Annotated in this window: 22 protein-coding genes; 5 read left to right on the top strand and 17 right to left on the bottom strand. The window is 60.6% G+C overall.

From position 1 onward, the window contains the following. Positions 1-123: 123 nt before the first annotated feature. From ACSQ9D_RS11845 to dnaG, 12 genes are all read right to left on the bottom strand, one after another. Positions 124-504, bottom strand: a complete 381-nt coding sequence (locus tag ACSQ9D_RS11845; protein WP_436282392.1) for a DUF427 domain-containing protein — start codon at positions 502-504, stop codon at positions 124-126. 136 nt (positions 505-640) lie between these two features. Further along, positions 641-1528: a DMT family transporter gene (locus ACSQ9D_RS11850; RefSeq protein ID WP_436282393.1), complete on the bottom strand. Its 888-nt coding sequence runs from the start codon at positions 1526-1528 to the stop codon at positions 641-643. A gap of 69 nt (positions 1529-1597) precedes the next feature. Next, positions 1598-2398, bottom strand: a complete 801-nt coding sequence (locus ACSQ9D_RS11855) for an AraC family transcriptional regulator (protein WP_436282394.1) — start codon at positions 2396-2398, stop codon at positions 1598-1600. Positions 2399-2516: 118 nt separating this feature from the next. Then, positions 2517-2678: a hypothetical protein gene (locus ACSQ9D_RS11860; RefSeq protein WP_167371551.1), complete on the bottom strand. Its 162-nt coding sequence runs from the start codon at positions 2676-2678 to the stop codon at positions 2517-2519. 144 nt (positions 2679-2822) lie between these two features. Further along, positions 2823-4019 carry a DUF930 domain-containing protein gene (locus tag ACSQ9D_RS11865; protein WP_436282395.1) on the bottom strand — a complete coding sequence of 399 codons (1197 nt, stop codon included), beginning with the start codon at positions 4017-4019 and terminating at the stop codon, positions 2823-2825. A 158-nt stretch (positions 4020-4177) separates the two neighbouring features. Beyond that, on the bottom strand, positions 4178-4471 hold the full coding sequence (locus ACSQ9D_RS11870; protein ID WP_007790116.1) for a GYD domain-containing protein: 294 nt from the start codon (positions 4469-4471) through the stop codon (positions 4178-4180). Positions 4472-4680: 209 nt separating this feature from the next. Continuing rightward, the gene (rpoD, locus tag ACSQ9D_RS11875) at positions 4681-6735 is read right to left on the bottom strand and encodes an RNA polymerase sigma factor RpoD (RefSeq protein ID WP_007790109.1); all 2055 of its coding nucleotides are present in this window, start codon (positions 6733-6735) and stop codon (positions 4681-4683) included. Between the two features lie 456 nt (positions 6736-7191). After that, positions 7192-7539: a GFA family protein gene (locus ACSQ9D_RS11880; protein WP_037118051.1), complete on the bottom strand. Its 348-nt coding sequence runs from the start codon at positions 7537-7539 to the stop codon at positions 7192-7194. Between the two features lie 9 nt (positions 7540-7548). Further along, on the bottom strand, positions 7549-8586 hold the full coding sequence (gene tdh, locus ACSQ9D_RS11885) for an L-threonine 3-dehydrogenase (protein ID WP_436282396.1): 1038 nt from the start codon (positions 8584-8586) through the stop codon (positions 7549-7551). A 21-nt stretch (positions 8587-8607) separates the two neighbouring features. Further along, entirely contained in the window at positions 8608-9795 is a 1188-nt protein-coding gene (locus ACSQ9D_RS11890; RefSeq protein WP_436282397.1) for a glycine C-acetyltransferase, read from the bottom strand. Positions 9796-10264: 469 nt separating this feature from the next. Then, positions 10265-12118, bottom strand: a complete 1854-nt coding sequence (recQ, locus tag ACSQ9D_RS11895) for a DNA helicase RecQ (RefSeq protein WP_436282398.1) — start codon at positions 12116-12118, stop codon at positions 10265-10267. Beyond that, positions 12118-14103, bottom strand: a complete 1986-nt coding sequence (gene dnaG, locus ACSQ9D_RS11900) for a DNA primase (RefSeq protein WP_436282399.1) — start codon at positions 14101-14103, stop codon at positions 12118-12120. The genes recQ and dnaG overlap by 1 nt, the downstream gene beginning before the upstream one ends. A gap of 663 nt (positions 14104-14766) precedes the next feature. On the opposite strand from dnaG, the gene ACSQ9D_RS11905 reads away from it, so the two are divergent. Further along, the gene (locus tag ACSQ9D_RS11905; RefSeq protein ID WP_436282400.1) at positions 14767-15645 is read left to right on the top strand and encodes a hypothetical protein; all 879 of its coding nucleotides are present in this window, start codon (positions 14767-14769) and stop codon (positions 15643-15645) included. Here the strand turns inward: ACSQ9D_RS11905 and ACSQ9D_RS11910 are convergent, their stop codons facing one another. Next, a complete protein-coding gene (locus tag ACSQ9D_RS11910) occupies positions 15646-16098 on the bottom strand; it encodes a GatB/YqeY domain-containing protein (RefSeq protein ID WP_436282401.1) in 453 nt (150 codons plus the stop codon). A gap of 273 nt (positions 16099-16371) precedes the next feature. On the opposite strand from ACSQ9D_RS11910, the gene carA reads away from it, so the two are divergent. The 3 genes from carA to ACSQ9D_RS11925 all read left to right on the top strand — a co-directional run bounded on the left by carA (position 16372) and on the right by ACSQ9D_RS11925 (position 18478). Then, positions 16372-17577, top strand: a complete 1206-nt coding sequence (gene carA, locus ACSQ9D_RS11915) for a glutamine-hydrolyzing carbamoyl-phosphate synthase small subunit (RefSeq protein ID WP_436283822.1) — start codon at positions 16372-16374, stop codon at positions 17575-17577. Positions 17578-17682: 105 nt separating this feature from the next. Then, the gene (locus ACSQ9D_RS11920) at positions 17683-17976 is read left to right on the top strand and encodes a hypothetical protein (protein ID WP_047519870.1); all 294 of its coding nucleotides are present in this window, start codon (positions 17683-17685) and stop codon (positions 17974-17976) included. Between the two features lie 181 nt (positions 17977-18157). After that, positions 18158-18478 (top strand): antibiotic biosynthesis monooxygenase family protein, encoded by a 321-nt coding sequence (locus ACSQ9D_RS11925; RefSeq protein ID WP_436282402.1) that lies wholly within the window; start codon positions 18158-18160, stop codon positions 18476-18478. Positions 18479-18492: 14 nt separating this feature from the next. Here ACSQ9D_RS11925 and ACSQ9D_RS11930 read toward each other — a convergent pair whose 3' ends face one another. From ACSQ9D_RS11930 to ACSQ9D_RS11940, 3 genes are all read right to left on the bottom strand, one after another. Further along, positions 18493-19896, bottom strand: a complete 1404-nt coding sequence (locus ACSQ9D_RS11930) for an MATE family efflux transporter (RefSeq protein WP_436282403.1) — start codon at positions 19894-19896, stop codon at positions 18493-18495. Positions 19897-20038: 142 nt separating this feature from the next. Further along, positions 20039-21286 carry a TCR/Tet family MFS transporter gene (locus ACSQ9D_RS11935; protein ID WP_436282404.1) on the bottom strand — a complete coding sequence of 416 codons (1248 nt, stop codon included), beginning with the start codon at positions 21284-21286 and terminating at the stop codon, positions 20039-20041. Between the two features lie 156 nt (positions 21287-21442). Next, entirely contained in the window at positions 21443-22348 is a 906-nt protein-coding gene (locus ACSQ9D_RS11940) for a LysR family transcriptional regulator (RefSeq protein ID WP_436282405.1), read from the bottom strand. Positions 22349-22457: 109 nt separating this feature from the next. Between ACSQ9D_RS11940 and ACSQ9D_RS11945 the strand changes: the two genes are divergently transcribed. Then, a complete protein-coding gene (locus ACSQ9D_RS11945; RefSeq protein ID WP_436282406.1) occupies positions 22458-23453 on the top strand; it encodes an aldo/keto reductase in 996 nt (331 codons plus the stop codon). A gap of 51 nt (positions 23454-23504) precedes the next feature. Here the strand turns inward: ACSQ9D_RS11945 and ypfJ are convergent, their stop codons facing one another. After that, on the bottom strand, positions 23505-24422 hold the full coding sequence (gene ypfJ, locus ACSQ9D_RS11950) for a KPN_02809 family neutral zinc metallopeptidase (protein WP_436282407.1): 918 nt from the start codon (positions 24420-24422) through the stop codon (positions 23505-23507). Between the last annotated feature and the right edge of the window lie 126 nt (positions 24423-24548).

The following is a 24548-nucleotide window of genomic DNA, read 5'->3' on the forward strand; positions in this document are numbered from 1 at the left end:
CTTTTCCCAAAGCATGCCACGCTTCGGCAGCAAGATATCTCGATCAATCAGATGCCATGGGGCAGAACGGTTCCGATATCGAACAACGCCGCTTCAACTCGCCACGGGTGGCTTTGCACCACACTAACCCGGGAACTCCTCGATCGAGTCCACCCGATCGGGGTAGAAGGCGAGATGCGCCTTGATCTCGCTGACAGCAGCATACGGATCTTCATAGGTCCAGATCGCGTTCCCCGCGGTGTCACCACCCGAAACGATGTTGAAATACGAGGCCTCCCCCTTATAGGGGCAAGAGGTATGGTGGTCACTTCGGGTCAGAAGCGCCATGTTGACATCAGCGCGCGGTATGTATTGCACGCCGGGATAGGACGCTTCCTTCAGCGTCAACGCGTTGCGACTGTCGGCAATGACCTGACCGCCGAACTTTACGACGACGCGCGCCGGATTGGGCCTGACGGTGATTGGATGATCGGGACCAGGTATCTTCATCGGTTGTGCAGACATCGACAGCTCCTTTCGGCCAGAAATCAGATATAGGGACCGACGTGGCGAATTTCATGGGCCGGTCAGACGAACGCAATCGCGCTGGCTTCATCCGAGTGGCGAACCTGCGCACATCGTAGTGTGCCTTGGCCGTGTTCTACCTCACCATTGTCGCCCGCCGCTGAAGCACCCCAAGCCCAAAGACAGCCGCCAGCACGCATCCGACCCCGCCGATCTGGTATCCCGATAGCGGTTCACCGAGGATCCAAAAGGCCAGCAACAGCGCTGAGACCGGTGCGACTGCGGTGAAGAGCGACGCCTCAACACCACTCACACGCTCGGCCCCCGCATACCAGAGAATGAAGCCGGCAACAGTCGGCACGAGTGCGTAGTAAATCACCGCCGACATTGCACTCGCAGGCAATGCGCTCGGCACGCCCTCAACCAAGAGGGCCGCGACCATAGCGACAATGAAGCCGATCCCCGTCATCAACGCGGATTGTGTCAGCGCCGGGATCGGTGAACTGAGGTTCTTGTTCAGGAGTATGAACAGGCTTTCGCAGATCACGGCTCCGAAAACCAGCGCGTTGCCAAGTAGGGATCCACTCCCTGCGTCGGGCGAAAGAGCAATGAAGAGAACACCGGCTGCCGCCAGCGCGATCGCCAACACCATCGATGAATGTGGCCGCTCGCCCAAAACCGCGACGGAAAGCGCCCCGGCGACGACTGGCAGCGTTCCAATGATGACGCCCGCGTCGGCGGCGGTCGTCAGCCTCAGGCCCGAGATCAGCAAGGTTGTGTAGCCAACGCTACCGGCACCAGCCTGAACGACCAGGATGATCCAGTCGCGAGGCGGCAAGCCCGGCAAGCGCGTCCGGGTCATCCACATCAACAGCACGAAGAACGGGAAGGCTGTGGCGAAGCGCAAAGCTGTTGCCGTGAGTGGCGGCATGCCTGATGCAATGACCCGGCTTGCGATCACCGTGCTGCCGACTGTGATCATCGCCAACGTCAGATAGAGGTAACCTTGCACATGTCGCTGCATCGTCTTCTCCTGTTTGCGCAGAAGAAAGACGAAAACCGCACGGCGATCTTGTATGAAATTGCAGCGCAGTCAGGCGAGCGCATTGGCATAGGCGCGCGGGGAAACTCCATATTTGCGCACGAACACGCGCGTCATGTGGCTTTGGTCGACGAAGCCGCTGGCAACGGCAGCCTCAGCCAAGGGCGCGCCGCCGGCGATCATGCGTCGGGCAAGATGGATACGGCGCTGGACCAGATAGGCATGTGGTGTCATGCCGGTCGCCTTGGCAAAACCGCGCAACACCTGAAATCGGCTGAGGTGGCTTGCGCGGGCGAGATCGGACAGCGAGATCGCGACAGCCGGATCGCAGTCGATCATTTCCTGCGCAGTCCGGATGGACTGAGGGGCCGTCTGCCCGTCATTCGGCACGACCTCCGCAACGACACGGGCGACGAGTTCAAGAAGGACTTCCTCAAGCTGCAGTCGATGCTCTCCCGCACTGGTCACCACCGCAAAGGCTGCCTCGAAGCACGCGGCGATCGCCGTGTCATGCAGGACCGGATGGGAAATCTCGACCGCCGATCGCCGCCCCTCCGTGATCTCCGACACATTGGCAGCGATCATATCAGGATCGAAGTAGAGTATCCGCCACGATCGGCCCTCACCGATCGGCGTGCCATCATGCACTTCGTTCGGATTGACCGTGATGATATCGCCGGCACCCGCCTCAACCATCCCGCGGCCGCTCAGGGACTTTTGCGCCCCTGACGAAACCAGCCCGATGCCGAATTGCTCATGCGTATGGCGCGCGAAGCTTTGGTTGCTATCGGCAGCCACGGCCTCGATGCCGGGAACGACCGACCTGAACATGCGAAATTGACTGCGAGTCATGTCTGCGCTTCCGAGGTAACAACGCATAGTGCCAGCGCAAGCCACTGAAAACAACGGTGAGCGAAATCGGTCGATGCAGCGATCGCGTCAAGCCATCAAGACTGGTCAGCCTGACTGCTCAATGGATCGTTTCGCGAAAATCGTCGTCGGCAAGGATCGCAAAGACATCCTCAAGCGCGGCGACCAGGATGTCGGTGAGCTCGTCCCCGCGATTTTCGACAAAGGCCGCCTTGGTTGCCTCATCCTGCAATTCGAAGAAGCGCTCGATCTCGTTCGACATCTCATTGTCCTTTCAGGCGCCACCGACATGTGGCGATGAGACAAAGCTAAGGCCCCATTCTTGCGTCGAACTGGATCCAAGGTCCGCCGCAATTTTCAAAAATCAGACACGTCCATGATGTTCCTCAATGCCACGCGACGGCATCTAGAAGCTAGGGAGCCTGCGGCTCTTCCATTTGCTTTTTGGAATCGGATTTCCCACGTCGTAGGCAAAGGATACGACTTTTGTGGCACCGGCATCGACTTCACACCGAAAGCTCACATCATACCAACGGGCACTGGCGCGGAACGCAACCCCCTTTAATTCAAGGACCGTCCCTTGCGCCAACCCAGCGCGCGGCAACATCTCGGGCCTGTAACCAGAAGGTGAGTGTATCAGTTGCTGGCGCAGTTCCGAACTACACAGTTCGGCGACACGAGCGCTGCGCGGCAAATCACCCATTGCAGTTCGCGCCACCGGATCGTTGGTCATATTCTGGGAGAACAGCGTCTTCGCCTCCGTCAATTCGGTCGGCTTGTCCACCGCGGTGGTCGCCGTCACCTCGGGTTTTGCTGCGGCGGGCGGCTTTGCCTGCTCGAAACTCGTCTTGGCTTCGCTTGCAGTTCCGGCGGCAGGGCCATTTTTCTCGGCATGATTATCCGCCAGGTCGACCTGCGGGAGTTCGACATCCTCAGGAACCGGATTGGCTGGCGGTTCCTTGCTTTCGGGTGCCTTGGCTGCTTCCGCGGTTTCCTCTGGCTTCGCTTGATCCTGAAGGGGTTCCGGCTTGGGCTCGGCTGAAGGAGGCGCCACATCTGGCTTCACGCCCGCGACGGAGGCATCCCCCTCATTGGATTTTTCTGGTCCGGTATCCTTGTCGCCAAATTCGACCACCGGTCGCAGCACCGACAGTGGTTGCGACTTGCCGGCCTGCTCCTTGGATTGGGCATTTTCTGCAGCAGCCGTCTCCGGCGGCTTTTCCGGTGGCTTCTCTTCCGGCGCCTTTGCCTCCTGCGACGGGGGTGGTGGCGGCGGTGGCGGAGGTGGCGGAGGTTGCTCGGCCTTTGCTTCCTTCGGCGGTTCCGCAGGCTTCTCGGCCGGCTTTTCTTCCGCCTTCTTCTCCTCCGGCTTCGGCTCCTCGGGCTTCGGCTCTTCCGGCATCTTCAGCTCCGGCGGCTTTTCCTCGGGCTTCTTTTCCTCAGGCGGCGGCACGAGGTCGACGCTGACGGTTTCCTCCTCCGGCTGGGGAGCAGGCACGGGCAGCTTCACGAGAAAGAAGGCGACGACGGCAAGGTGCAACAGCACGGAGGCAAAGATGCCCCAGCCCAACGCTCCCCATTTTTTTGCCGAAACCTGCTGCATGCCTACGAACGATGCCCTACGCCACGCTACCGATGTGGCCTTTTAAGAAGGCATCATCAAGCCATAAAACAAAAAAGCCTCGCGCTCCACGGACGCAATGCGTCGGCGCAGGACATGATCCACATATTTGCCAGCAGCAGGCCCGGCAGCCCGACAAATCAGCCCAGCGAACCTATGATCTCGCGATAGGCGGCCTCCGGAAATGCCTTCAATGTCCGCGTGCGCACATTGCCGGCCATTCCAAGAGACAGGTTGAAACGGGCCATCACGGCATCGTCAGGTGCCTCGCATACGGCGACAAGGTCATGATCGCCCATCGTCAGGAAGAAATTTTGGAAGGAGCCGCCCATGTCGCCAAGCAGCTTCTTTGCCGCGTCCAGGCGCTTTGTCGAGTCGCGAACGTTGCGAATGCCCTGATCCGTCCAATTGATAAGCACGATGTAAGTGGTCATTGCACACCTCCCAACGGAGGGTCTTGGCCCACGCAACAGGCTATGGCGACCTCGCTCATGCGCTGTGGTCGGTCCCTTCCCCCGTGGGGTGTACCTTACTCCTGTCCCCGTTCGACAACAAGAAACACCCCGGCCCGCAGATGCGCGCCAAACGTAAAAAGCCGGGCACAAGGCCCGGCTCTCGGATGCGTTTGGTCGAAGACAAAATCCTAACTGTCCAGGAAGCTGCGGAGCTTTCTGGAGCGGCTCGGATGCTTCAGCTTGCGCAGTGCCTTCGCTTCGATCTGACGGATACGCTCGCGGGTGACCGAGAACTGCTGGCCGACTTCTTCGAGCGTGTGGTCCGTATTCATGCCGATGCCGAAACGCATACGCAGAACGCGTTCTTCGCGCGGTGTCAGTGATGCCAGAACGCGGGTCGTCGTTTCGCGCAAGTTCGCCTGGATGGCGGCGTCGATCGGCAGCAGCGCGTTCTTGTCCTCGATGAAATCGCCGAGGTGTGAATCTTCTTCGTCACCCACCGGGGTTTCGAGCGAGATCGGCTCCTTGGCAATCTTGAGGACCTTGCGGACCTTTTCGAGCGGCATTGCGAGCTTCTCGGCCAGTTCTTCCGGCGTCGGCTCGCGGCCAATCTCGTGCAGCATTTGGCGCGACGTGCGGACGATCTTGTTGATCGTCTCGATCATGTGCACCGGAATGCGGATCGTGCGGGCCTGGTCGGCGATCGAGCGGGTGATCGCCTGACGGATCCACCACGTCGCATAGGTCGAGAACTTGTAGCCGCGGCGGTATTCGAACTTGTCTACCGCCTTCATCAGGCCGATGTTGCCTTCCTGAATGAGGTCGAGGAACTGCAGACCGCGGTTCGTGTACTTCTTGGCAATGGAGATGACGAGGCGAAGATTCGCTTCGACCATTTCCTTCTTGGCGATGCGCGCTTCGCGCTCGCCCTTTTGCACCATGTGCACGATGCGGCGGAATTCCGAGATCGAAATGCCGGTTTCCGTTGCGAGATTCTGGATCTCCTGGCGGATGTCGCGGATCGTCGTGTTTTCGCCCTTGGCGAATTCCTTCCAGCCGCGGGCGGCCAGATTGCCGATCGACTTCATCCAGTTCGGATCGAGCTCGGCGCCCTGATACTGTTCGAGGAAACTATCGCGCTTGACGCCGTAGGATTCAGCCAGACGCAGCAGGCGGCCTTCGTTCTGAACGAGGCGCTTGTTGATGTCGTAAAGCTGCTCAACGAGGGCGTCGATGCGGTTCTGATTCAGCGACAGAGACTTGACGGCCTTGATGAGCTCATCCTTGAGTTCCTTGTAGCGGCGCTCCTGTGCGGACGACAGCGTGCCGGTCGCGGCAAGGCGCTGTTCGACCTGCTGGTCCTGAAGCTTGCGCAGCTTCTTGTAGGTCTCGGCGATGATGTCGAGCGTTTCCATGACCTGTGGGCGCAGTTCCGCTTCCATGGCGGCGAGCGACAGGTTGGACTCGTCTTCGTCCTCTTCCTCTTCCTCAGGAGGCAGGCCCTCGCCGCCGACATTGGTAATGTCGTCGTCGCCGGAACGGACGCGGCGCGTCTTTTCCTTTTCTTCGGCAGCCTTGCGGTCAGCCTCGATCTTCTCAGGGCTCTGGAACTGCGGCGCAGCCTTGGCTTCGGGACCGGAATAGGTCGTTTCCAAGTCGATGATCTCGCGAAGCAGCGTCGTGCCTTCGTTCAGTTCATCACGCCAGATGATCAGCGCCTGGAACGTCAGCGGGCTCTCACAGAGACCACCGATCATCGTTTCGCGGCCGGCCTCGATGCGCTTGGCGATCGCAATTTCGCCTTCGCGCGACAGAAGCTCTACCGAGCCCATCTCGCGCAGGTACATGCGCACGGGATCGTCGGTACGATCGGTCGGCTCCTTCTTCTTGGCGGTCGCAAGGGCGGTACCGCCAGAAGGGGCCAGTTCGCCGCCTTCGCTTTCGTCGTCGGAGCTGGAATCGTCGTCGTCGCCGCCGCTAGCGCCCGCCTCTTCGGCTTCCTCGTCCTCGATGACGTTGATGCCCATATCGGACAGCATCGACATCGTGTCTTCGATCTGCTCGGACGTCACCTCTTCGGACGGCAGGACAGCATTCAGCTCGTCCATCGTCACATAGCCACGTTTCTTCGCGGCCTTGATCATCTTCTTGACCGCGTCATCGGAAAGATCGAGAAGAGGGCCGTCGGTGCCGCCGTCGCGTTCGACTTCCGCTTCTTCGTTCTCTTTGACCTTGGTTGCCATTTATGTCGTCGCCTTCCTGACGCTATTCAAACTCGCCGCAGTGAACGGCCGCACGCAGCCGATACGCGGCAAACGACCGTCTCGAATCACCTAGTCCCACCTAACGGGATGAGATTTAATGCCTGATTAACCACGATTGCCGGCGACGGACGACAGAGCTTAAAAGTCATCATATGTCCGGCCATGGTTGTGCGATCCGCCCTTGACCCAGTTCACCGCTTTCCAAGTCGAACGGTGATTCCCATATTTTTTGTTCTCGTCAAGCTTTTCTAGCAAAAAACCCTCAGAAAACCCGGAAAAAGCCTTATCCACAGGCCCGGAACCGCTCAAGCGATTGCCAAGCATAAATAGGATGTCACCACAAGAAGACAAGAGCAGCAGGCATTCTTCTTGAACGGCAAAGTTGCCACCAAGATTCGCTTGCCCGCCGCTAGTTGTTCGATCCGGGTCGAAAGCTCAGTGAGACTGCCCATCCCAGGGTTGGATCTCTAGACCTGCAAGATCGACAGCGGGAATGCAGCGCACGTTGATGCACGCCATCTCGGCACCATTCGGCATTTTGGCTTCGGCGAAAGGAGCAATGCCGCACGTGTCGCAGAAGCGGTGCTGAATGGTGCGCGTATTGAACGTATAGGTCGACAGGTTCTCACGCGGCGTTTTCAGCGTGAACTTGTCGCGCGCAACGAAGGCGAGCAGTCCTCCACGCCGCCGGCAAAGTGAACAATTGCAATCAAGGGCGGAGGTGAACTCCCCGTCCACTTCAAATGCGATTTTGCCGCAATGGCAGCTTCCCTCGTAAATCATTAATCCCCCTCAGTTCCAATCCATAACCACCTTGCCGGAATTGCCGGAGCGCATCGCCTCGAACCCCTCACGGAAGTCATCGATGCCGATCCGGTGCGTAATGACGGGTGACAAATCCAGCCCGCCTTGCACGAAGGCTATCATCTTGTACCAGGTCTCGAACATCTCGCGACCATAGATGCCCTTCAGGTTAAGCATCTTGAAGATGACTTTGTTCCAGTCGATCTCGAAGCCGGCGGGTGCGATGCCGAGGATGGCGATCTTGCCGCCATTGTTCATCTTGTCGATCATGTCGCGGAACGCCGGAGCGGCGCCGGACATTTCCAGCCCGACGTCGAAGCCCTCGGTCATGCCGATCGACTTCATCACATCGGCAAGGTTCTCCTTCGAGGCGTCGACGACATAGTCGATGCCAAGCTTGCGGGCGAGCGCGAGCCGGTGCGGGTTGATATCGGTGATGACGACCTTGCGCGCCCCCGATCGCTTGGCGACCAGCGCCCCCATGATGCCGATCGGGCCAGCGCCGGTGACAAGCACGTCCTCGCCGACGAGATCGAAGGACAGCGCCGTGTGCACGGCGTTGCCGAATGGATCGAAGATCGCGGCTATCTCGTCCGGAATATCATCCGGGATTGGCACCACGTTCGCCTCGGGAATGCAGACGAACTCTCCGAAGGAACCGGGGCGGTTGACGCCGACGCCCAGCGTATTGCGGCACAGATGCCCTCTCCCGGCACGGCAGTTGCGGCACTTGCCGCAGACGATATGTCCCTCGCCGGAGACCCGCTCGCCGACATGATATTTCGTTACCGACGAGCCGATCTGTGCGATCTCGCCGCAGAATTCGTGGCCAACCACCATCGGCACCGGAATGGTCTTCTGCGCCCACTGGTCCCAGTTCCAGATATGCACATCGGTGCCGCAGATCGCGGATTTTTTCACCTTGATCAGCACATCGTTCGGCCCGACCTCGGGAACGGGAACATGCTCCATCCAAAGCCCGACCTCCGGCTTTGCCTTGACCAGTGCCTTCATCATGTTCGACATGATCTTACGCTCCCAAACCCTTTAGATGACACCGAGTTCGCGGCCAGCTTCCGCGAAGGCTGCGATCGTCCGCTCGACGTCGGCACGCGAATGCGCGGCCGACATCTGCGTGCGGATGCGTGCCTGCCCTTTCGGCACAACCGGGAAGGAGAAGCCGATCACGTAGACCCCCTTTTTCAGCATCAGCGCCGCCATGTCCTGCGCCAGCTTGGCATCGCCGAGCATGACCGGAATAATCGGATGCCCCTCGCCGGAAAGGGTGAAGCCAAGCTTCGTCATCTCGGAGCGGAACAGCATCGCATTGGCCGCCAGCCGCTCGCGCAGCGCAGCACCATTCTCGATGAGATCGAATACCTTGAGGGATGCAGCGGCAATGACTGGCGCCAGCGTGTTCGAAAACAGATAGGGACGCGACCGCTGGCGGAGCCACTCGACCGTTTCCGCCTTGGCCGCGGTATAGCCGCCGGAAGCACCCCCGAGTGCCTTGCCGAGCGTGCCGGTGATGATATCGACCCGGCCTTCGACCCCGCAATGCTCTGCTGACCCGCGCCCATGCTTGCCGACGAAGCCGACGGCGTGGCTGTCATCGACCATGACCATTGCACCATATTTTTCGGCAAGATCGCAGACGCCCTGCAGATTGGCGATGATGCCGTCCATCGAAAAGACGCCATCGGTGGCGATCAGCTTGAAGCGACTGCCCTGCGCCTTCTTCAGTTCCTCCTCCAGGGCCGTCATGTCGTTGTTGGCATAGCGGAAGCGCTTGGCCTTCGAGAGGCGCACCCCGTCGATGATCGAGGCATGGTTCAGCGCGTCCGAGATGATCGCATCCTCCTCGCCGAGCAAGGTCTCGAAGAGGCCGCCGTTAGCGTCGAAACACGAGGAATAGAGGATGGTGTCTTCCATGCCGAGGAAGGAGGAAATGCGCGCCTCGAGCTGCTTGTGCTCCTCCTGCGTGCCGCAGATGAAGCGCACTGAGGCCATGCCATAGCCATAGCGGTCGAGCGCCTTCTTCCCCGCCTCGGCAAGCTCTTCGTTGTCGGCGAGCCCGAGGTAGTTGTTGGCGCAGAAATTCAGAACCCGCTCGCCCGAAGCAACGGCGATCTCGCCCGCCTGCTTCGACGTGATGACACGCTCGGACTTGTAAAGCCCGGCATCCTTCAGTGCAGCAAGTTCGGTACGCAGGTGGGAGAGAAATTGCGAGGTCATTGAGCGCCCTTCTTGTGATGTTTCCCGATGCCCTGCACTAGCACATAGCCAAGCGCCTGTCTTGCCGTCGTCAACGCTGTGCGGCGATCAACGAAAACATCGGCCGGTCGGTCTCGTCTGCCCATTCGGGACGCGCGCGCAACTGTTCGTCGCTCGGCCGCCACTCCTTCTCGTGGCGGAGCCAAAGCCAGCAGCGATCAGGTGGCAGACCGGCGGGTAAAATCCTCGAGATCGTGAAATGCCGACGAGCTACAGGCCAGATCGAACGAAGCCGGCGGCAACTGCAGCTCTCCAGGTTCGCCGCCGGGCAATGTGGATGAGTATGCGCGTCGGATCACTCCAGATCACTTCGCTATTATAGGCGTTCGCAGCAGGTGCGTTTTTGAAGGTGCGACATCGTACGAGCGTTCTTCATTGACACCTCATATAGCGTCGTTGCTATCCTTCCTGCTCATTCAATCGTCGCTGCCTAGTCGTGGCTGAGGATCACATCCAGAAACGCATCGCCGTAGCGTTCGAGCTTAGACTGGCCGACGCCTGAGATGGCGAGCATCTCCTTGTGCGTGCGCGGCCGCTCGGTCGCGAAAGCGATGAGGGTCGTATCGGGAAAGACGACATACGGCGGCACGCCGAGCGAGCGTGCAATCGCCGTCCGCTCCGACCGCAAGGCTTCGAACAGTACACCGTCGCCACCGGAGAGAACGGAGCGCCGCTCGACCTGCGCCGTTCGTTTCGAGCGACGTTCGCCAGCCGGACGATCCTTGCGGAAAAAGACCGGTCGTTCGCGCTTGAAAACGGCACGGGCCTCCGGCTCCAGCTTCAGGGCGCCGAAGGCCGCGTGATCGACGCGGACCAGTCCCATCGCAAGCAGTTGCCGAAATACCGATTGCCACGTGCGGGCCGGCAGATCGTTTCCGGCCCCGAAGACCGGCATCGTGGTGTGGCCGAAGCGTTCCGTCTTCTCGTTGACATGACCGAGCAGCACGTCGACCACATGTCCAGTACCGAACCGCTCGCCCGTCCGGTAGACCGCGGCAAGCGCCTTGATCGCCGCCTCCGTCCCGTCCCAGGTTTCGACCGGCTTCAAGCAACTATCGCAGCCGCCGCAATTGCCCGCATGGGCCTCGCCAAAGTGCGCAAGGATCGCCTGGCGGCGGCACGAAGCGGTCTCGCAGATCGCCAGCAGTGCATTGAGCTTGGAGCGCTCGACACGCTTGATCTCGTCGGCGGCGGCTCCCTCGTCGATCATCCGTCGGCGCTGGATGACGTCGGCCATGCCGTAGGCCATCCACACTTCCGAAGGCAGGCCATCGCGCCCGGCGCGGCCGGTTTCCTGATAATAGGCCTCGACGGAGCCCGGCAGATCGAGATGCGCCACATAACGCACGTTCGGCTTGTCGATCCCCATGCCAAAAGCAACGGTGGCGACAAGGCACAGGTCTTCCTCTTTCAGAAAGGCATCCTGGTTGGCATCGCGAAGCGCCCGGTCCATGCCGGCATGATAGGGGAGCGCGCGAATACCCTGCCCGTTCAGCCACTCGGCCGTATCCTCTACCTTGGCGCGCGACAGGCAGTAGACGATACCGCTGTTGCCTTTGTGTCCGGAGAGAAAGCGCAGCAGCTGCTGGCGCGGCTGGTCGCGCTCGACGATTTCGTAGGAGATGTTCGGTCGGTCGAAACTGGTGGTGAATACCTTCGCATTGCTCAGGCCAAGCCGTTGCGCGATGTCGTCGCGTGTATGCGGATCAGCCGTCGCCGTCAGCGCGATGCGCGGCACCCCGGGATAGTGTTCCGCAAGCCTGCCGAGTTCGCGATACTCCGGCCGGAAATCATGTCCCCATTGGGACACACAATGCGCCTCGTCTATGGCAAAGAGCGCGATCTTCGAATTGCCGATGGTGTCACGGAAGCCATCCATGAGAATGCGTTCCGGCGTCACATAGAGAAGGTCGAGCTTGCCCGCCGATAGCGCCCGTCGAACGTCCATGAACTCCTCTCGCGACAGGGAAGAGTTCAGCGCCGCCGCATTGATACCGAGCTGCTTCATCGCCTCCACCTGATCGCGCATCAGCGCAATCAACGGCGAAACGACAATGCCGACGCCCTCGCGGCAGAGCGCTGGAATCTGGAAGCACAGCGACTTGCCGGCCCCCGTCGGAAAAAGAACGACGGCATCGCCGCCGGAGACGACATGCTCGACCACCTGCTGTTGCTTGCCGCGGAAGGCGGGATAGCCGTAGACACGGTTCAGAATGCCAAGGGGCGAACGCTCGGCACCGAACAACGCATCGCCAGCGGCAAATTGCCGATCTGCCGAATCCATCAATGGCTCGCCGCTCCCTTGACGCGGCCGGAGAGCACGCCGAACCCATCGATGATCGCTTCCTGGTTCTCGAGGCGAAGCCCCTCGAAATGGACCTCCTGCAGCGCGCGCATCAGCTGGTCGATCACCTCGCCATTGCCGGCCTCGGTCGCCTCGGCGATCTCGCGCTCGAGCTCGATCTTTTGGAAACGCAGAGCTTTGGCGCGCTTGTGGAAAGCGAGCGCCTGCCGGTAGCCCTCGCGCGCATCCTCCATCGCTGCCTCGGCCGTGGCGATCCAGAGGCGGGCATTGCGGATCTGCTGCTCGAGCCCCTGCAACAGCGAGCCAAAGCCCTGCTCTTCCATGCGCTCCAGCAGATACTCGCGCGTCAGATGCGGCCCGGCGACGGCGGCCGCAGCCCCGAGCATGACGGACCAGAGCCGCTGAAGCTCGCGGTTGTCATAATCGATCGAGGCGATCTCGTCATATTCGTCCTGCATCAAGGCTGGATGATTGATGACCGTCAGCGCCAGCACGCTCTCTCGCAAAGCAGGTGTTTCCTGATGGCCACGAACCAGACCGGAGCGGGCCAGCCGATCGGAAATGCCGCCGCCGGAAAGGCGCGGGCCGCGTGGCCCCTCGGAGCCGCGACCGCGACCCTGGCCAGCGCCGCGATCGAAGCTTCGCCGTTCGCCGCCGCGGCTCTGGAATTGCGGCTGGAAGAAGCCGTTCAGGCGCTCGCGCATGTCCTGCTGGTAGTGACGACGCACGTTTTCATCGGCGATGACCGCCACCAGCTGCTTTAACCGCGCTTCGAGCTCGGCCTTGGATTCGGGCGTTTCGAACTGCCCCGTATTGATTTCACGGCTCCAGATCATCTCGGCCAGCGGCTTGGCCTGGCTCATCACCTTGTCGAAGGGCGCGCGGCCTTCGTTGCGCACCAAATCGTCCGGATCCTTGCCGTCGGGCAGCAGGGCAAAGCGCACGGTGCGGCCCGGCTTGATATGCGGCAAAGCTAGATCGGCCGCGCGATTGGCGGCGCGAATACCGGCGCCATCGCCATCGAAGCAAAGCACCGGCTGCGGTGTCATCTTCCAGAGGAGTTCGAGTTGGTTCTCGGTCAATGCGGTGCCGAGCGGCGCCACGGCATTCTCGACGCCCGCCTGGTGCAGCGCGATCACATCCATATAGCCTTCGACCGCGATGATCGTGCCCTCGCTGTTCGCGCCTCCTGTCGCCCGGCGGGCACGTGCGAAATTGTAGAGTACATTGCCCTTGTGGAAGAGCTCCGTCTCATTGGAATTGAGATACTTGGCTGGAGCGTCCGGCGACATGGCACGGCCACCGAACGCAATGGGCTTTTCGCGGGACGACAGGATCGGAAACATGATGCGGTCGCGGAAACGATCGTAGGAGACCGGCACCTCGGGTCCGTGCACAACAAGCCCGCAGGCCTCGATCTGTTCCTTCGCAACCCCCTTGCCCGCCAGGAACTCCTTCAGTGCATTGCGACTGTCCGGCGCAAAGCCAAGCCGGAACGTCTCGATCGTCCGTCCCGTCAGCCCGCGATCGCGGAGATAGGCACGCGCCCGCGCGCCGTTTGCCGTCTGCAGCTGATCCTGGAAGAACTTGGTCGCAAGCTCCATCACATCGAGAAGCGAGGTGCGCTCCTTCTCGCGCTTTTCCATGACCGGATCGGCAACCGGCATGGCGACGCCCGCCATGTCGGCGATCTGTTGTACGGCCTCCGGGAAGCTCAACCCTTCCAGATCGGTGAGGAATCGGAAGTGATCGCCGGTCACGCCGCAGCCGAAGCAGTGGTAGCGCCCCTTCCGGTCCTCGCAGTGAAAACTCGGCGACTTCTCGCCATGAAACGGGCAGCAGGCCCAATAGTCCCCGCGCGAGACATTGGTCTTGCGCTTGTCCCAGCTCACACGACGGCCAATCACGTCCGAAATCGGCACGCGATCGCGTATCTCGTCGAGAAAGGAATTGGAAAAGCGCATGTGAACCTCTTAACAGGGGTCCATATAAGCAGGTTCATCAGCACATGCCACGGCATTTGGCCAAAAGACGCGCTATTCACAGGACTGCCGCGCCTTCAGAACCATCATCGGATGAGCGTTCAAAAATACGTTACCACGCCTGCGACAGGGGGTGCGACACTGAGGATCGCGGCCCCCCGCTTTGCGTGTATGCGAGCCGGCGCCTTGAGCGCGCCAACTCTTGGCTTTCGTCAAAAACTGGTTGCAGAACAATAGCTTCCTATCTGCTCAGAACGACGAATAGCCATCATCAAACGGCAGCCTTCAGCACGAAGGACACATCTAAGGCAGCCTCCGTCGCCAATCATTATTTTTTTGTAATTTGAATCACTTGCCGCATCGCAATAACTTCATCTGCAACAAAGCGATCCCCAAGCGAGGCACCATCCCTACCCCCGGCGCCGCCTCGCAAGGGTGTCTTTGCGAATATTCGCTGGCTTGGATCTCGGTCCTGCGTCGCCACCGGACGCAAAGAGCAAGAAGGCAGGAGCACCCCCAGCTCCTGCCTTCTTTAATTTCACCCGACGGTTTTATTTTTGATGTTTCCGCGTCCACTATTGGCCCTGGAAGGCATTGACAGTCACCATCCTATGCCTAATGAAAGCGACCTATCGGGATGGTCGCATGCCACATAAAGTTGAAAATTTTCTAGAAAGCGACGTCTTCTTCGTGGCCGTGTTGCATTGCGCTCGCGAAATGCTGTCGATCTATCGCGAGAGCCCGCGCATCGCATCGATCTTTGCCGCGCAACAGCGCTGGCTGATGGCCCATGCCGGTTTCGCCCTTCATTTCGGCTACCCTGGCGAACCGGAACTCGGCCTCTATTCGGGCCGTTTCATCGCCTTCGTCGTGGCCAACAAAATTGCAAGCCGCAATACCGCCGCGGCCTTTATCCAGGAAATGCGCGCCTACCGGTTCCTTCGTCCGGTCGAGAGTACAAGCGACAAGCGCACGCGCCTGTTGGAGCCGACGGAAACCGCCCACGAGCACTTTTTCAGGTGGCTCACCACCCATCTTCTCATTCTCGACAGCCTGGACGGCGGCCATCGGCTGGACCGGATCAACGCCGATCCGTCAGCCTTCTCCAAGCTGCAGCCGCTGATTTCCAAGGCGATCATCGATAGCGACGCCGTGCGCGACCCCGGCCCAACATACAATCTGTTCAACTGGGCCAATTCCGGCGGTCTCATCATGGACTACCTCATGAGCCGCATCGGCAACTTCGATCGCACCTCGGAACGGGCCTACATCGGGCCGCTGTCGCTCAAGGAAATCCGCGACCAGTTCATGATCTCCAACACGCACCTCAAGCGCCTGCTGACGCAGGCGTCTGAAATGGGAAGTGTGGGCTGGACGCAGCCGCCCTACAAGGGCGATACCTGGCTCTCGCGCGGCTTTGTCATGGAGTACTTTGGCTATCAGGCGGCAAAATTCGCGGTCGTCGATGCCGCCGCAGAGGCAGTGCTGGGGCCCGCCGCCAGAAAAGCGGCGAGCGTGTGCTGATCAGTTCAGCAGTTCCTTGACGGCGCCGGAGGCCTTGGAGAAGTCCATCTGGCCGGCATAGCGCTCCTTCAGGACAGCCATCACCTTGCCCATATCTTTCGGGCCGGCGGCACCGATCTCCGCGATGATCGCGGCGATGTTGCTGCGAACCTCTGCGTCGGAGAGCTGCTTGGGCAGGAAATCCTGGAGCACGACAATTTCGGCGCGTTCCTTGGCTGCCAATTCCGGACGTGCGTTTTCTTCGTAGATCTTCGCCGATTCGTCGCGCTGCTTCACCATCTTGGCGAGGATCTGCAGAATCTCGTCGTCGCTCGCCTCTTCCTTTCCGGCGCCGCGATTGGCGATATCCCGGTCCTTGACGGCGGCCTGAATCAGGCGAACGGTCGAAAGCCGTTCGGCATTCTTGGACTTCATGGCATCCTTGAGGGCGGCGGCGAGTTGATCGCGCAACATTATAATCACTCCTGTTTGAATGCCGCTTCATAAACCACGCGAATGCCTGGGATCAAATAAATTGCGGAAAATGGCGGCAGAAAGCGCGAGAAAACCCGCAGAATGTGCGGTACAAAGATTGACCTCGCGCAATAGCGTGGCTATTTACCGCCACCTGCACCAAAATTCGTGATCAGGCCTGAGAGCGCGCGCCTTGCCGCGCGCATACGCTTGCGAACCAAATGGCCGGCCAACGTTGCCCAAGAACGTGTGGCTGCCGGAAACGGGATGAAGATGACCGCAACAGCACCCTGGACAACCGAAAAGCCGACCGCCCTGCTCGTTCTTGCAGACGGAACCGTCATCGAAGGCAAGGGCATCGGCGCGACCGGCAAGGTACAGGCCGAAGTGGTCTTTAACACAGCACTGACCGGCTACGAGGAGATCATGACCGATCCCTCCTATCTCGGCCAGATCGTCACCTTCACCTTCCCGCATATCGGCAATATCGGCACCAACGACGAAGATATCGAAGACCTGACGCCGGCAGCACGCCACGGCGCCGTCGGCGTCATCTTCAAGGCCGACATCACCGAACCGTCCAACTATCGCGCCGCCAAGCATCTCGATGCCTGGCTGAAGGCCCGCGGCATCATCGGCCTCTGCGGCGTCGACACCCGCGCCCTGACGGCCTGGATTCGCGAGAACGGCTCACCCAACGCCGTCATCGCCCACGACCCGAACGGTGTCTTCGACCTGGAGACGCTGAAGGCCGAAGCCAAGGCCTGGAGCGGCCTCGAAGGCCTCGACCTCGCCAAGATCGCCTCCTCGGGCCAGTCCTCGCAGTGGGCACAGACCCCGTGGATCTGGAACGAGGGCTATGGCGAGCTCGCCCCCGAAAATGCCAAGTACCACGTCGTCTGCCTCGACTACGGCGTCAAGCGCAACATCCTGCGCCTGTTTGCCGGCCTCGACTGCAAGGTCACGGTGATGCCGGCAACGACCAGCGCCGAGGACGTGCTGGCCATGCAGCCGGACGGCATCTTCCTCTCGAACGGCCCCGGTGACCCGGCAGCAACTGGCGAATATGCCGTTCCCGTCATCCAGAAGCTGATCAAGACCGACATCCCGGTCTTCGGCATCTGCCTTGGCCACCAGATGCTGGGCCTGGCGCTTGGCGCCAAGACCGAGAAGATGCACCAGGGGCATCACGGCGCCAACCATCCGGTGAAGGACCACACGACAGGCAAGGTCGAGATCGTCTCGATGAACCACGGCTTCGCAGTCGACACGAAGTCTTTGCCCGATGGCATTGAGGAGACTCACGTTTCGCTCTTCGACGGCACCAACTGCGGCCTGCGCGTCGCCGGCAAGCCGATCTTCTCCGTCCAGCACCATCCGGAAGCCTCCCCAGGCCCGCAGGACAGCCACTACCTCTTCCGCCGCTTCATCAATCTGGTGCGCCAGAAGAAGGGTGAGGAAGCCCTCGCCGAGCGCTGAGACGCTATTTGCTCACTCAATTCGAAAGCCCGCTTCCGAGCGGGATTTTCCGTTTGAATGGCGTCGGGACTACTGATTTACTGACCTTCGGTTACGGAGGCAGCCATGAGATGCGTGGTTCTGGCAGTTGCGTGCTTGCTCCCGACGGTATCTCTTGCCGCCGGGCCAGTGAAGGTCGATGCGAAAGACTACAGCTGTGCTCAGCTCGCGCAGATTATTCGCCAATCCAAGAAGGTCTATGTACGCCTCGGCTTCGGGGGCCGCAATTTCCGCTATCCGCCGGCCCGATGCGGGCCCGGGGATAAGCTGAGCACTGCCAGTTTGCGTGACGGCACCGGCAGGCAGTGTCTCCTGGACTACGCCTGCGTGAATGATCCGATGTCGATGTACAATTACTAGCGACGGCAAACTGGCTGGGGGTGAGAGGAAGCGCGCGCGCGCGCGCCCCGAGCGCCGCGACCGTCCATTCGCTTAGTTGAAAGCCGGCTCTCGGGCGGTTTTTTTGTTTTCGGCCTGTTGACCTCAACCTAACTTGAGGAATTACACCCGCCTTTGTGACATCGAAGCAAAGGAGATGAGGATGAACGGAGCGTTTTACCGGATCGACAAGTTTGCTGTTCCGCAGGCCGCGCGCGAGGAGTTCCTGATGAACGTGCTGAAGACGCACGAGGTCTTGCAGGCGCAAGAAGGCTTCATCAGCCATCAGGTGCTGGAACAGGTTTCAGGACCCGGCGAATTCAACTTCGTGACGATCGCCCAATGGGAAAGTGCGGAGGTGATCGACCGGGTAAAGGCCGTCGTGCAGGCCGCCCATCGTGCCCGAAACTTCGATCCGCAAGCACTGTTCGAACGGCTCGGCATTCGCGCCGACCTTGCCAATTACAAACCGATCGCGGCTTGATCTGAATTGGCCGGCTAGGCGCCGGCCATGTCCTTCTCGCGGCGGACAAGCAGGTAGAAGCGTCCGCAGAGCATCACGGCTGCCGCCGCCAGTCCGACCAGGAAGCCGAACCAGATGCCGATGCCGCCGAAGCCAAGCGGGAACGCAAAGGCCCAGGCAAGAAAGAAGCCGATCGGCCAATAGGCAATCAGCGCCATGATCATCGGCACGCGCGCATCCTTCAGGCCGCGCAGCAGCCCGTTGGCGATTGCCTGCAGGCCATCGACCAGCTGGAACAGCCCGGCCACAACGATCAGCGGCCCGGCATAGGCAAGCACCTGCGGCGCCTCTGGCAAGGTGGTATCGAGGAACCAGCTGCCCAAAAATTCCGGCGCGACAGCGAACAGGATGCCACCGGCCATCGCGATCACGCAGGAGATGACAAGGACGGAGACCGAGGCCCTGATAAGGGCGGTGTAGTCACCTTGCCCGTGCGCCACGCCAACCCGAACGGTCGCCGCCTGCGACAAGCCGAGCGGGATCATGAAGGCGATCGAAGCCCATTGCAGCGCGATACCGTGAGCGGCGAGCTCAATCGTCCCGATATGCCCCATCAAGAGCGATGCCACGGTAAAGAGGCTCACTTCAGCCAAGATCGTTATACTGATCGGCAGACCAAGCCGCACGACCTCCCAAAACGCCTTCCAGTCGGGACGCCAGAACCGCACGAAAATCTCGTAGCGCCGCGTCTCCTCCCTGCTCTGCACATAGGCAACGATAAACAGGAAGCCGGCAGCCTGCACGACGACCGAAACGATCGCGGCTCCCTCCAGCCCCATTGCCGGAAAACCGAAATGCCCGAGCACCAGCGCATAGGCGAAGAAGGCATTGAGCACCAGCATCGCGATCGTCACGTTGAGAACGACCGCCGCTCTGCCGATCGCACTGACGAGCGCGCGCATGACGTTGTAGAGCAGGCCGGGCAGCACGCCGAACTGACCGATCAGGATGTAGCCATGCGCCAGTGCCGCCACTTCGGGCTTCTGCCCGGCGGCCAGCAGGATACGCTCGGAGTTGAAGAACGCCGGCAGCATGATCACCCAATAGGCCAGCACGACCCAAAGACCCATGCGCAGTGACCGGCGCACGCTGACGACGTCACCCTTGCCGTATGCCTGCGCAACCATCGGGATGACCGCGATCGCAAAACCCGAGCCGAAGACGAGGATGGTGAACAGGAACTGCGCCGAAAGCACCATGGCGGCCAGATTTTCGGCGCCGAGGCGGCCGACGATCATCACGTCGGTCGTATTGATGCCGAGCTGGGCCAACTGCGCGCCGATCAGCGGGATTCCGAGCGCCAGCGTGGCGCGAAAATGCGCAGCCCAATGGTTATCGGTTTTCGGCGCAAGCTTGCGCGCGTCGATCGGCGTGTCCATGACACTGTTCCTGTGATTGAATCGGCAACAGCCGCAAGTTGCGGCGAAACATCAAGAGGGAATAGATCAAAGCCCGGCAAAGAACCACTCAAAACTATGCAAATGATGAAAAATTCATCATCGCATCACGAATTCTGATGGCTCACTCCGCCGGCTGCTCGACGATCTCTGCGGCCTTAACCGTGCGCACCTTCGCCAAAAACACCATGGCCGCGATCAGGATGATGATGGCCGACAGCAGATACGGCGCTCCGGCAAAGCGCACCGGCGCCTCGGGCTTTGTGAAGTAGCCGAACAGCTGCGTGAAGATCAGCGGCCCGATGATCGTGGTGATGCTGCTGAGGCTTGTGAGCGCCCCCTGCAGCTCGCCTTGGGCCGACGGCGGCACTTTGCCGGCTGCTATACTTCGCAGCGGCGGATCGGCGACATTTTCCATCACCGTCAGCACGATCACCGTGTAGACCATCCAGCCCTCCCAGGCGAAGGCGTAGCCCGTCAGTCCGACGACGGAAAAAGACAGGCCAAGGACGGCCGTCTTCCACTCGCCGAGCACCGGCACGATTTTCGGCAAGATGACACCCATGACGAAGGCTGCTCCGATGCCATAGATGCCGAGCGACAGGCCGATTTGCCCCTCGCTCCAGCCATAGCGGTAGGTCGACACGAACGACCAGACCGCCGGATAGACGGCATGCGCCAGCCAGAAGAGGAACATGACCGCACAGATCGGCCCGATACCGGGGTAGGTGCGCATCTGCTTCAGCGCGCCAAGCGGATTGGCTCGCTTCCATTCAAACGTCCGACGATGCCTTGCCTCCAACGTCTCGGGAAGCATGAAGTAGGCGGCAACGAAATTCACGAACGAAAGCGCCGCAGCCCCGAGAAACGGCACCCGGGGGCCGAACTCGCCGAGGAAGCCGCCGATGACAGGACCGATCGTGAAACCGACACCGAACGCAATGCCGATCAAGCCGAAGTTCTTGGCGCGATTCTCATCAGTACTGATATCGGCGATGTAGGCCGAACAGGTCGCAAAGCTGCCGCCGCTCAAGCCAGCAAGCGCACGACCGATGAAGAGCATCCAGAAGCTCGTCGCCACCGCGCAGATGAAGTTGTCGATCGCAAAGGTCAGCACCGACAGAAGCAGGATGGGTCGCCGCCCGAAGCGGTCGCTGAGATTGCCGAGGAATGGTGCGAACAGGAACTGCATGACCGCATAGACGACAAGCAGCCAGCCGCCGTCGAGCGCAGCGTCGCTCACCGATCCCCCGGTCAATTGTTCGAGATAGGCGGGAAGTACCGGCATAATGATCGCAATCCCGATCACGTCGAGAAACAGGATCATGAAGACGAGGAAGAGGCCGCGACGAACGAATTTCGGATCGAGCATCAGACATCTCTACAGCAGGTTGTTTTCTGAAAAGACGATCTCGTCGCCGGTCTAGTTACATAGCTCACGCACATTAGCGAAACAATCCGTGAACATTTCAAATCTTTTGATAGGCGCACGACTTATGTTGATCAAGAACCGGAACAAACGCAGATTCTAACCGGCTTTGCGCTGCTCGCCTTTGACGAAATCGACGAAAGCCCGAAGTGCAGGCGGCATATGTCTGCGGCTCGCGTAGTAGAGAAACGGGCCGGAGAACTCCATTACCCATTCTTCGAGGATCGGCACCAGTGCCCCTGTCTTTATGGCTGGCAACAAGACCTCCTCGAAGGTCCGGATAACGCCAAGCCCGGCGAGCGCAGCCGAAACTTCCATATCGATCGCGTTGGCAATGATCGGCCCCTTCGGCGTGATCACGAGTGCCTCCTCGCCCCGCTCGAATTCCCAAGGCAATGAAGCGCCACTCAGGAAGCGATGCCTGACGCAATCATGCCCGAGCAGATCACGCGGGTGACGAGGAACGCCACGCCGCTCCAGATAGTCAGGTGCCGCCGCCGTGACATATCTTTGCCTGCGAGGCCCGATCGGCACCGCGATCATGTCGCGCTCCAACCGCTCGTCATAGCGGATGCCGGCGTCGTAGCCGGCAGCGAGCACGTCGACGAACGTGTCCTCGCCGACGATCTCGAGTGAGATCTGCGGATAGCGCTTCAAAAACCGGTTGGCGAGATCGGGCAGAAACAGCCGCGCGGCGATCGTCGGGACGTTGAGGCGGAGCGTCCCGCTTGGGCTATCGCGGAAGCTATCAAGTTGCTGAAGCGCCAGGGAGACCTCTCCCAAAGCAGGCGTAAGACGTTCCAACAGCCGCTCCCCCGCCTCCGTCGGCGTGACGCTACGGGTCGTCCGGTTGAACAGGCGAACGCCGACGCGCTCCTCCAGCCGCCGCAGCGAGTCGCTGAGCGAAGAAGCAGAGACACCGCGTTTGCGGGCCGCCGCGCGAAAACTGCGCTCCCTTGCAATGGCGGTGAAGGCATCCAGATCATTGAGGGGAAGTTCTTCCATTGTGCATTTTCCCGTACAGCCCGTTCGCATTCACATGGATTATCGCACGAAGCCAGGCGCGATAAAACCGCTCCGAAATATCAACACAGGCATGGCGAAGGAGAACGAAATGGAGACCCATCGTTTGGGAAAAACTGGCCCCACGGTATCGGCCATCGGCCTCGGCTGCATGGGCATGTCCGGCATGTATGGGCCATCCGACCGCAGTGAAAGCATTGCGACTATCCATGCCGCACTCGACGCCGGCATCAATCTGCTCGATACCGGCGACTTCTATGGCATGGGCCATAATGAAATGCTGATCGGCGAGGCGCTGAAGGGCCGCAAGCGGGACGATGCTGTCATCAGCGTCAAATTCGGCGCGCTGCGCGATCCAGCCGGCAACTGGAGCGGCTACGACTCCCGTCCGGCGGCAATCAAGAACTTCCTCGCCTATACCTTGAAGCGTCTCGACGTCGACTACATTGATATCTACCGCCCTGCCCGCCTGGATCCCAGCGTTCCGATTGAAGAAACGGTGGGCGCGATCGGCGACATGATCAAGGCCGGATACATCCGCCATGTCGGGCTTTCCGAAGTCGGCGCGGACACCATTCGTCGGGCGGCAAGCACCCATCCGATCTGCGACCTGCAGATCGAATATTCGCTGATATCGCGCGGCATTGAGGACCAGATCCTGCCGACCTGCCGCGAGCTCGGAATTTCCATCACCGCTTACGGCGTTCTCTCCCGCGGCCTGATCAGCGGACATTGGCAAAAAGGGCAAGGAAGCGGCGCCGGCGATTTCCGCGGCATGAGCCCGCGCTTCCAGGACGGCAATGTCGATCAGAACCTCACGCTCGTCGAGGAATTGCGCAAGATCGCGGACGAAAAGCGGGTATCGGTCGCCCAGATCGCCATCGCCTGGGTGGCATCCCAGGGCCACGACATCGTGCCTCTTGTCGGAGCGCGCCGGCGCGACCGCCTGACGGAAGCGCTCGGTTCGCGCGCCGTGCAATTGTCGGCCGAGGATATGGCGGCCATCGAGCGGGCCGTTCCGAGGGATGCTGCGGCGGGCGCCCGTTATCCCGACGCCCAGCTCAAACACATGGACAGTGAAAGGTGATGATGACCAGCCTCTCCTCTAAGGAGAGATCTCCGATGAGGAGAGGCTGTTTCAGATCGGCCCTGAGAACGTATCGCAGGCGGACAACTGCCCGCTGTCGAAGCCGCGCTTGAACCACCGCGCCCGCTGCTCCGAGGTGCCGTGGTTGAAGCTTTCCGGCACTACGTACCCCTGGCTGCGCTTCTGCAGCGTGTCATCGCCGATCTGCTGGGCTGCGTTCAACGCCTCCTCCAGATCGCCGGCTTCGAGAATGCCCTTCTGCTCGGTGAACTTGCCCCAGATACCGGCAAAGCAATCGGCCTGCAGTTCGACGCGAACCGACATCTTGTTGGCGTCCGCCTCGCTCATGCGCTGACGCGCCTGATTGAACTTCGGCAGGATGCCGAGCAGGTTCTGAACGTGATGGCCGACCTCATGCGCGACCACATAGGCTTCGGCAAAATCGCCGGAGGCGCCAAATTGGCGGCTGAGCTGGTTGAAGAAGGCCGTGTCGAGATAGACCTTGTGGTCGCTCGGGCAGTAGAACGGCCCGGTCGCCGCCGAGGCAAAGCCGCAGGCAGATTGCGTCTGTCCGGAGAAGAGAACGAGGCGAGGCTCCTCGTACTGACGGCCCTGGGACTGGAAGATCCCGTTCCAGGTGTCCTCCGTCTCGGCAAGGACGGTTCGCACGAAAGCGGTCATTTCGTCATTGGCGGGCGTCTGGCTTCCCGATTCGCTCTGCTCGTAGCCCGGTCCGCCCGTTGTCATGCCGCCATCCATGATCTGCAGCAGGTCGATGCCCATGGCCTTTAAGACAAGGTAGATGACAACGAGGAAGATGATGGTGCCGATGCTCAAGCCACCGCCGCGCCGGCCCATGCCGCCGCCGGACGGGAAGCTGAAGCCTCCTCCTCTGCCCAATCCGCCCATGGAAGGGTCGCTACGGCGATCCTCGATGTTGTCGGACTGACGCCGGCCTTTCCATTCCATGACGGTTCCCCCAGGCTAAACCTTCGGTCGCTATGGGCTCATATATATCTCGGTGATCGGGAAATTCCAGCTACCCCGAGAAGGGGTGTTTTGGCGCAGGACAACGCGCAAGCAGCCTTCGGGATT

Origin of the sequence: Rhizobium sp. LjRoot258 (genome assembly GCF_964254185.1) — a bacterium.
Lineage (GTDB): Bacteria > Pseudomonadota > Alphaproteobacteria > Rhizobiales > Rhizobiaceae > Rhizobium.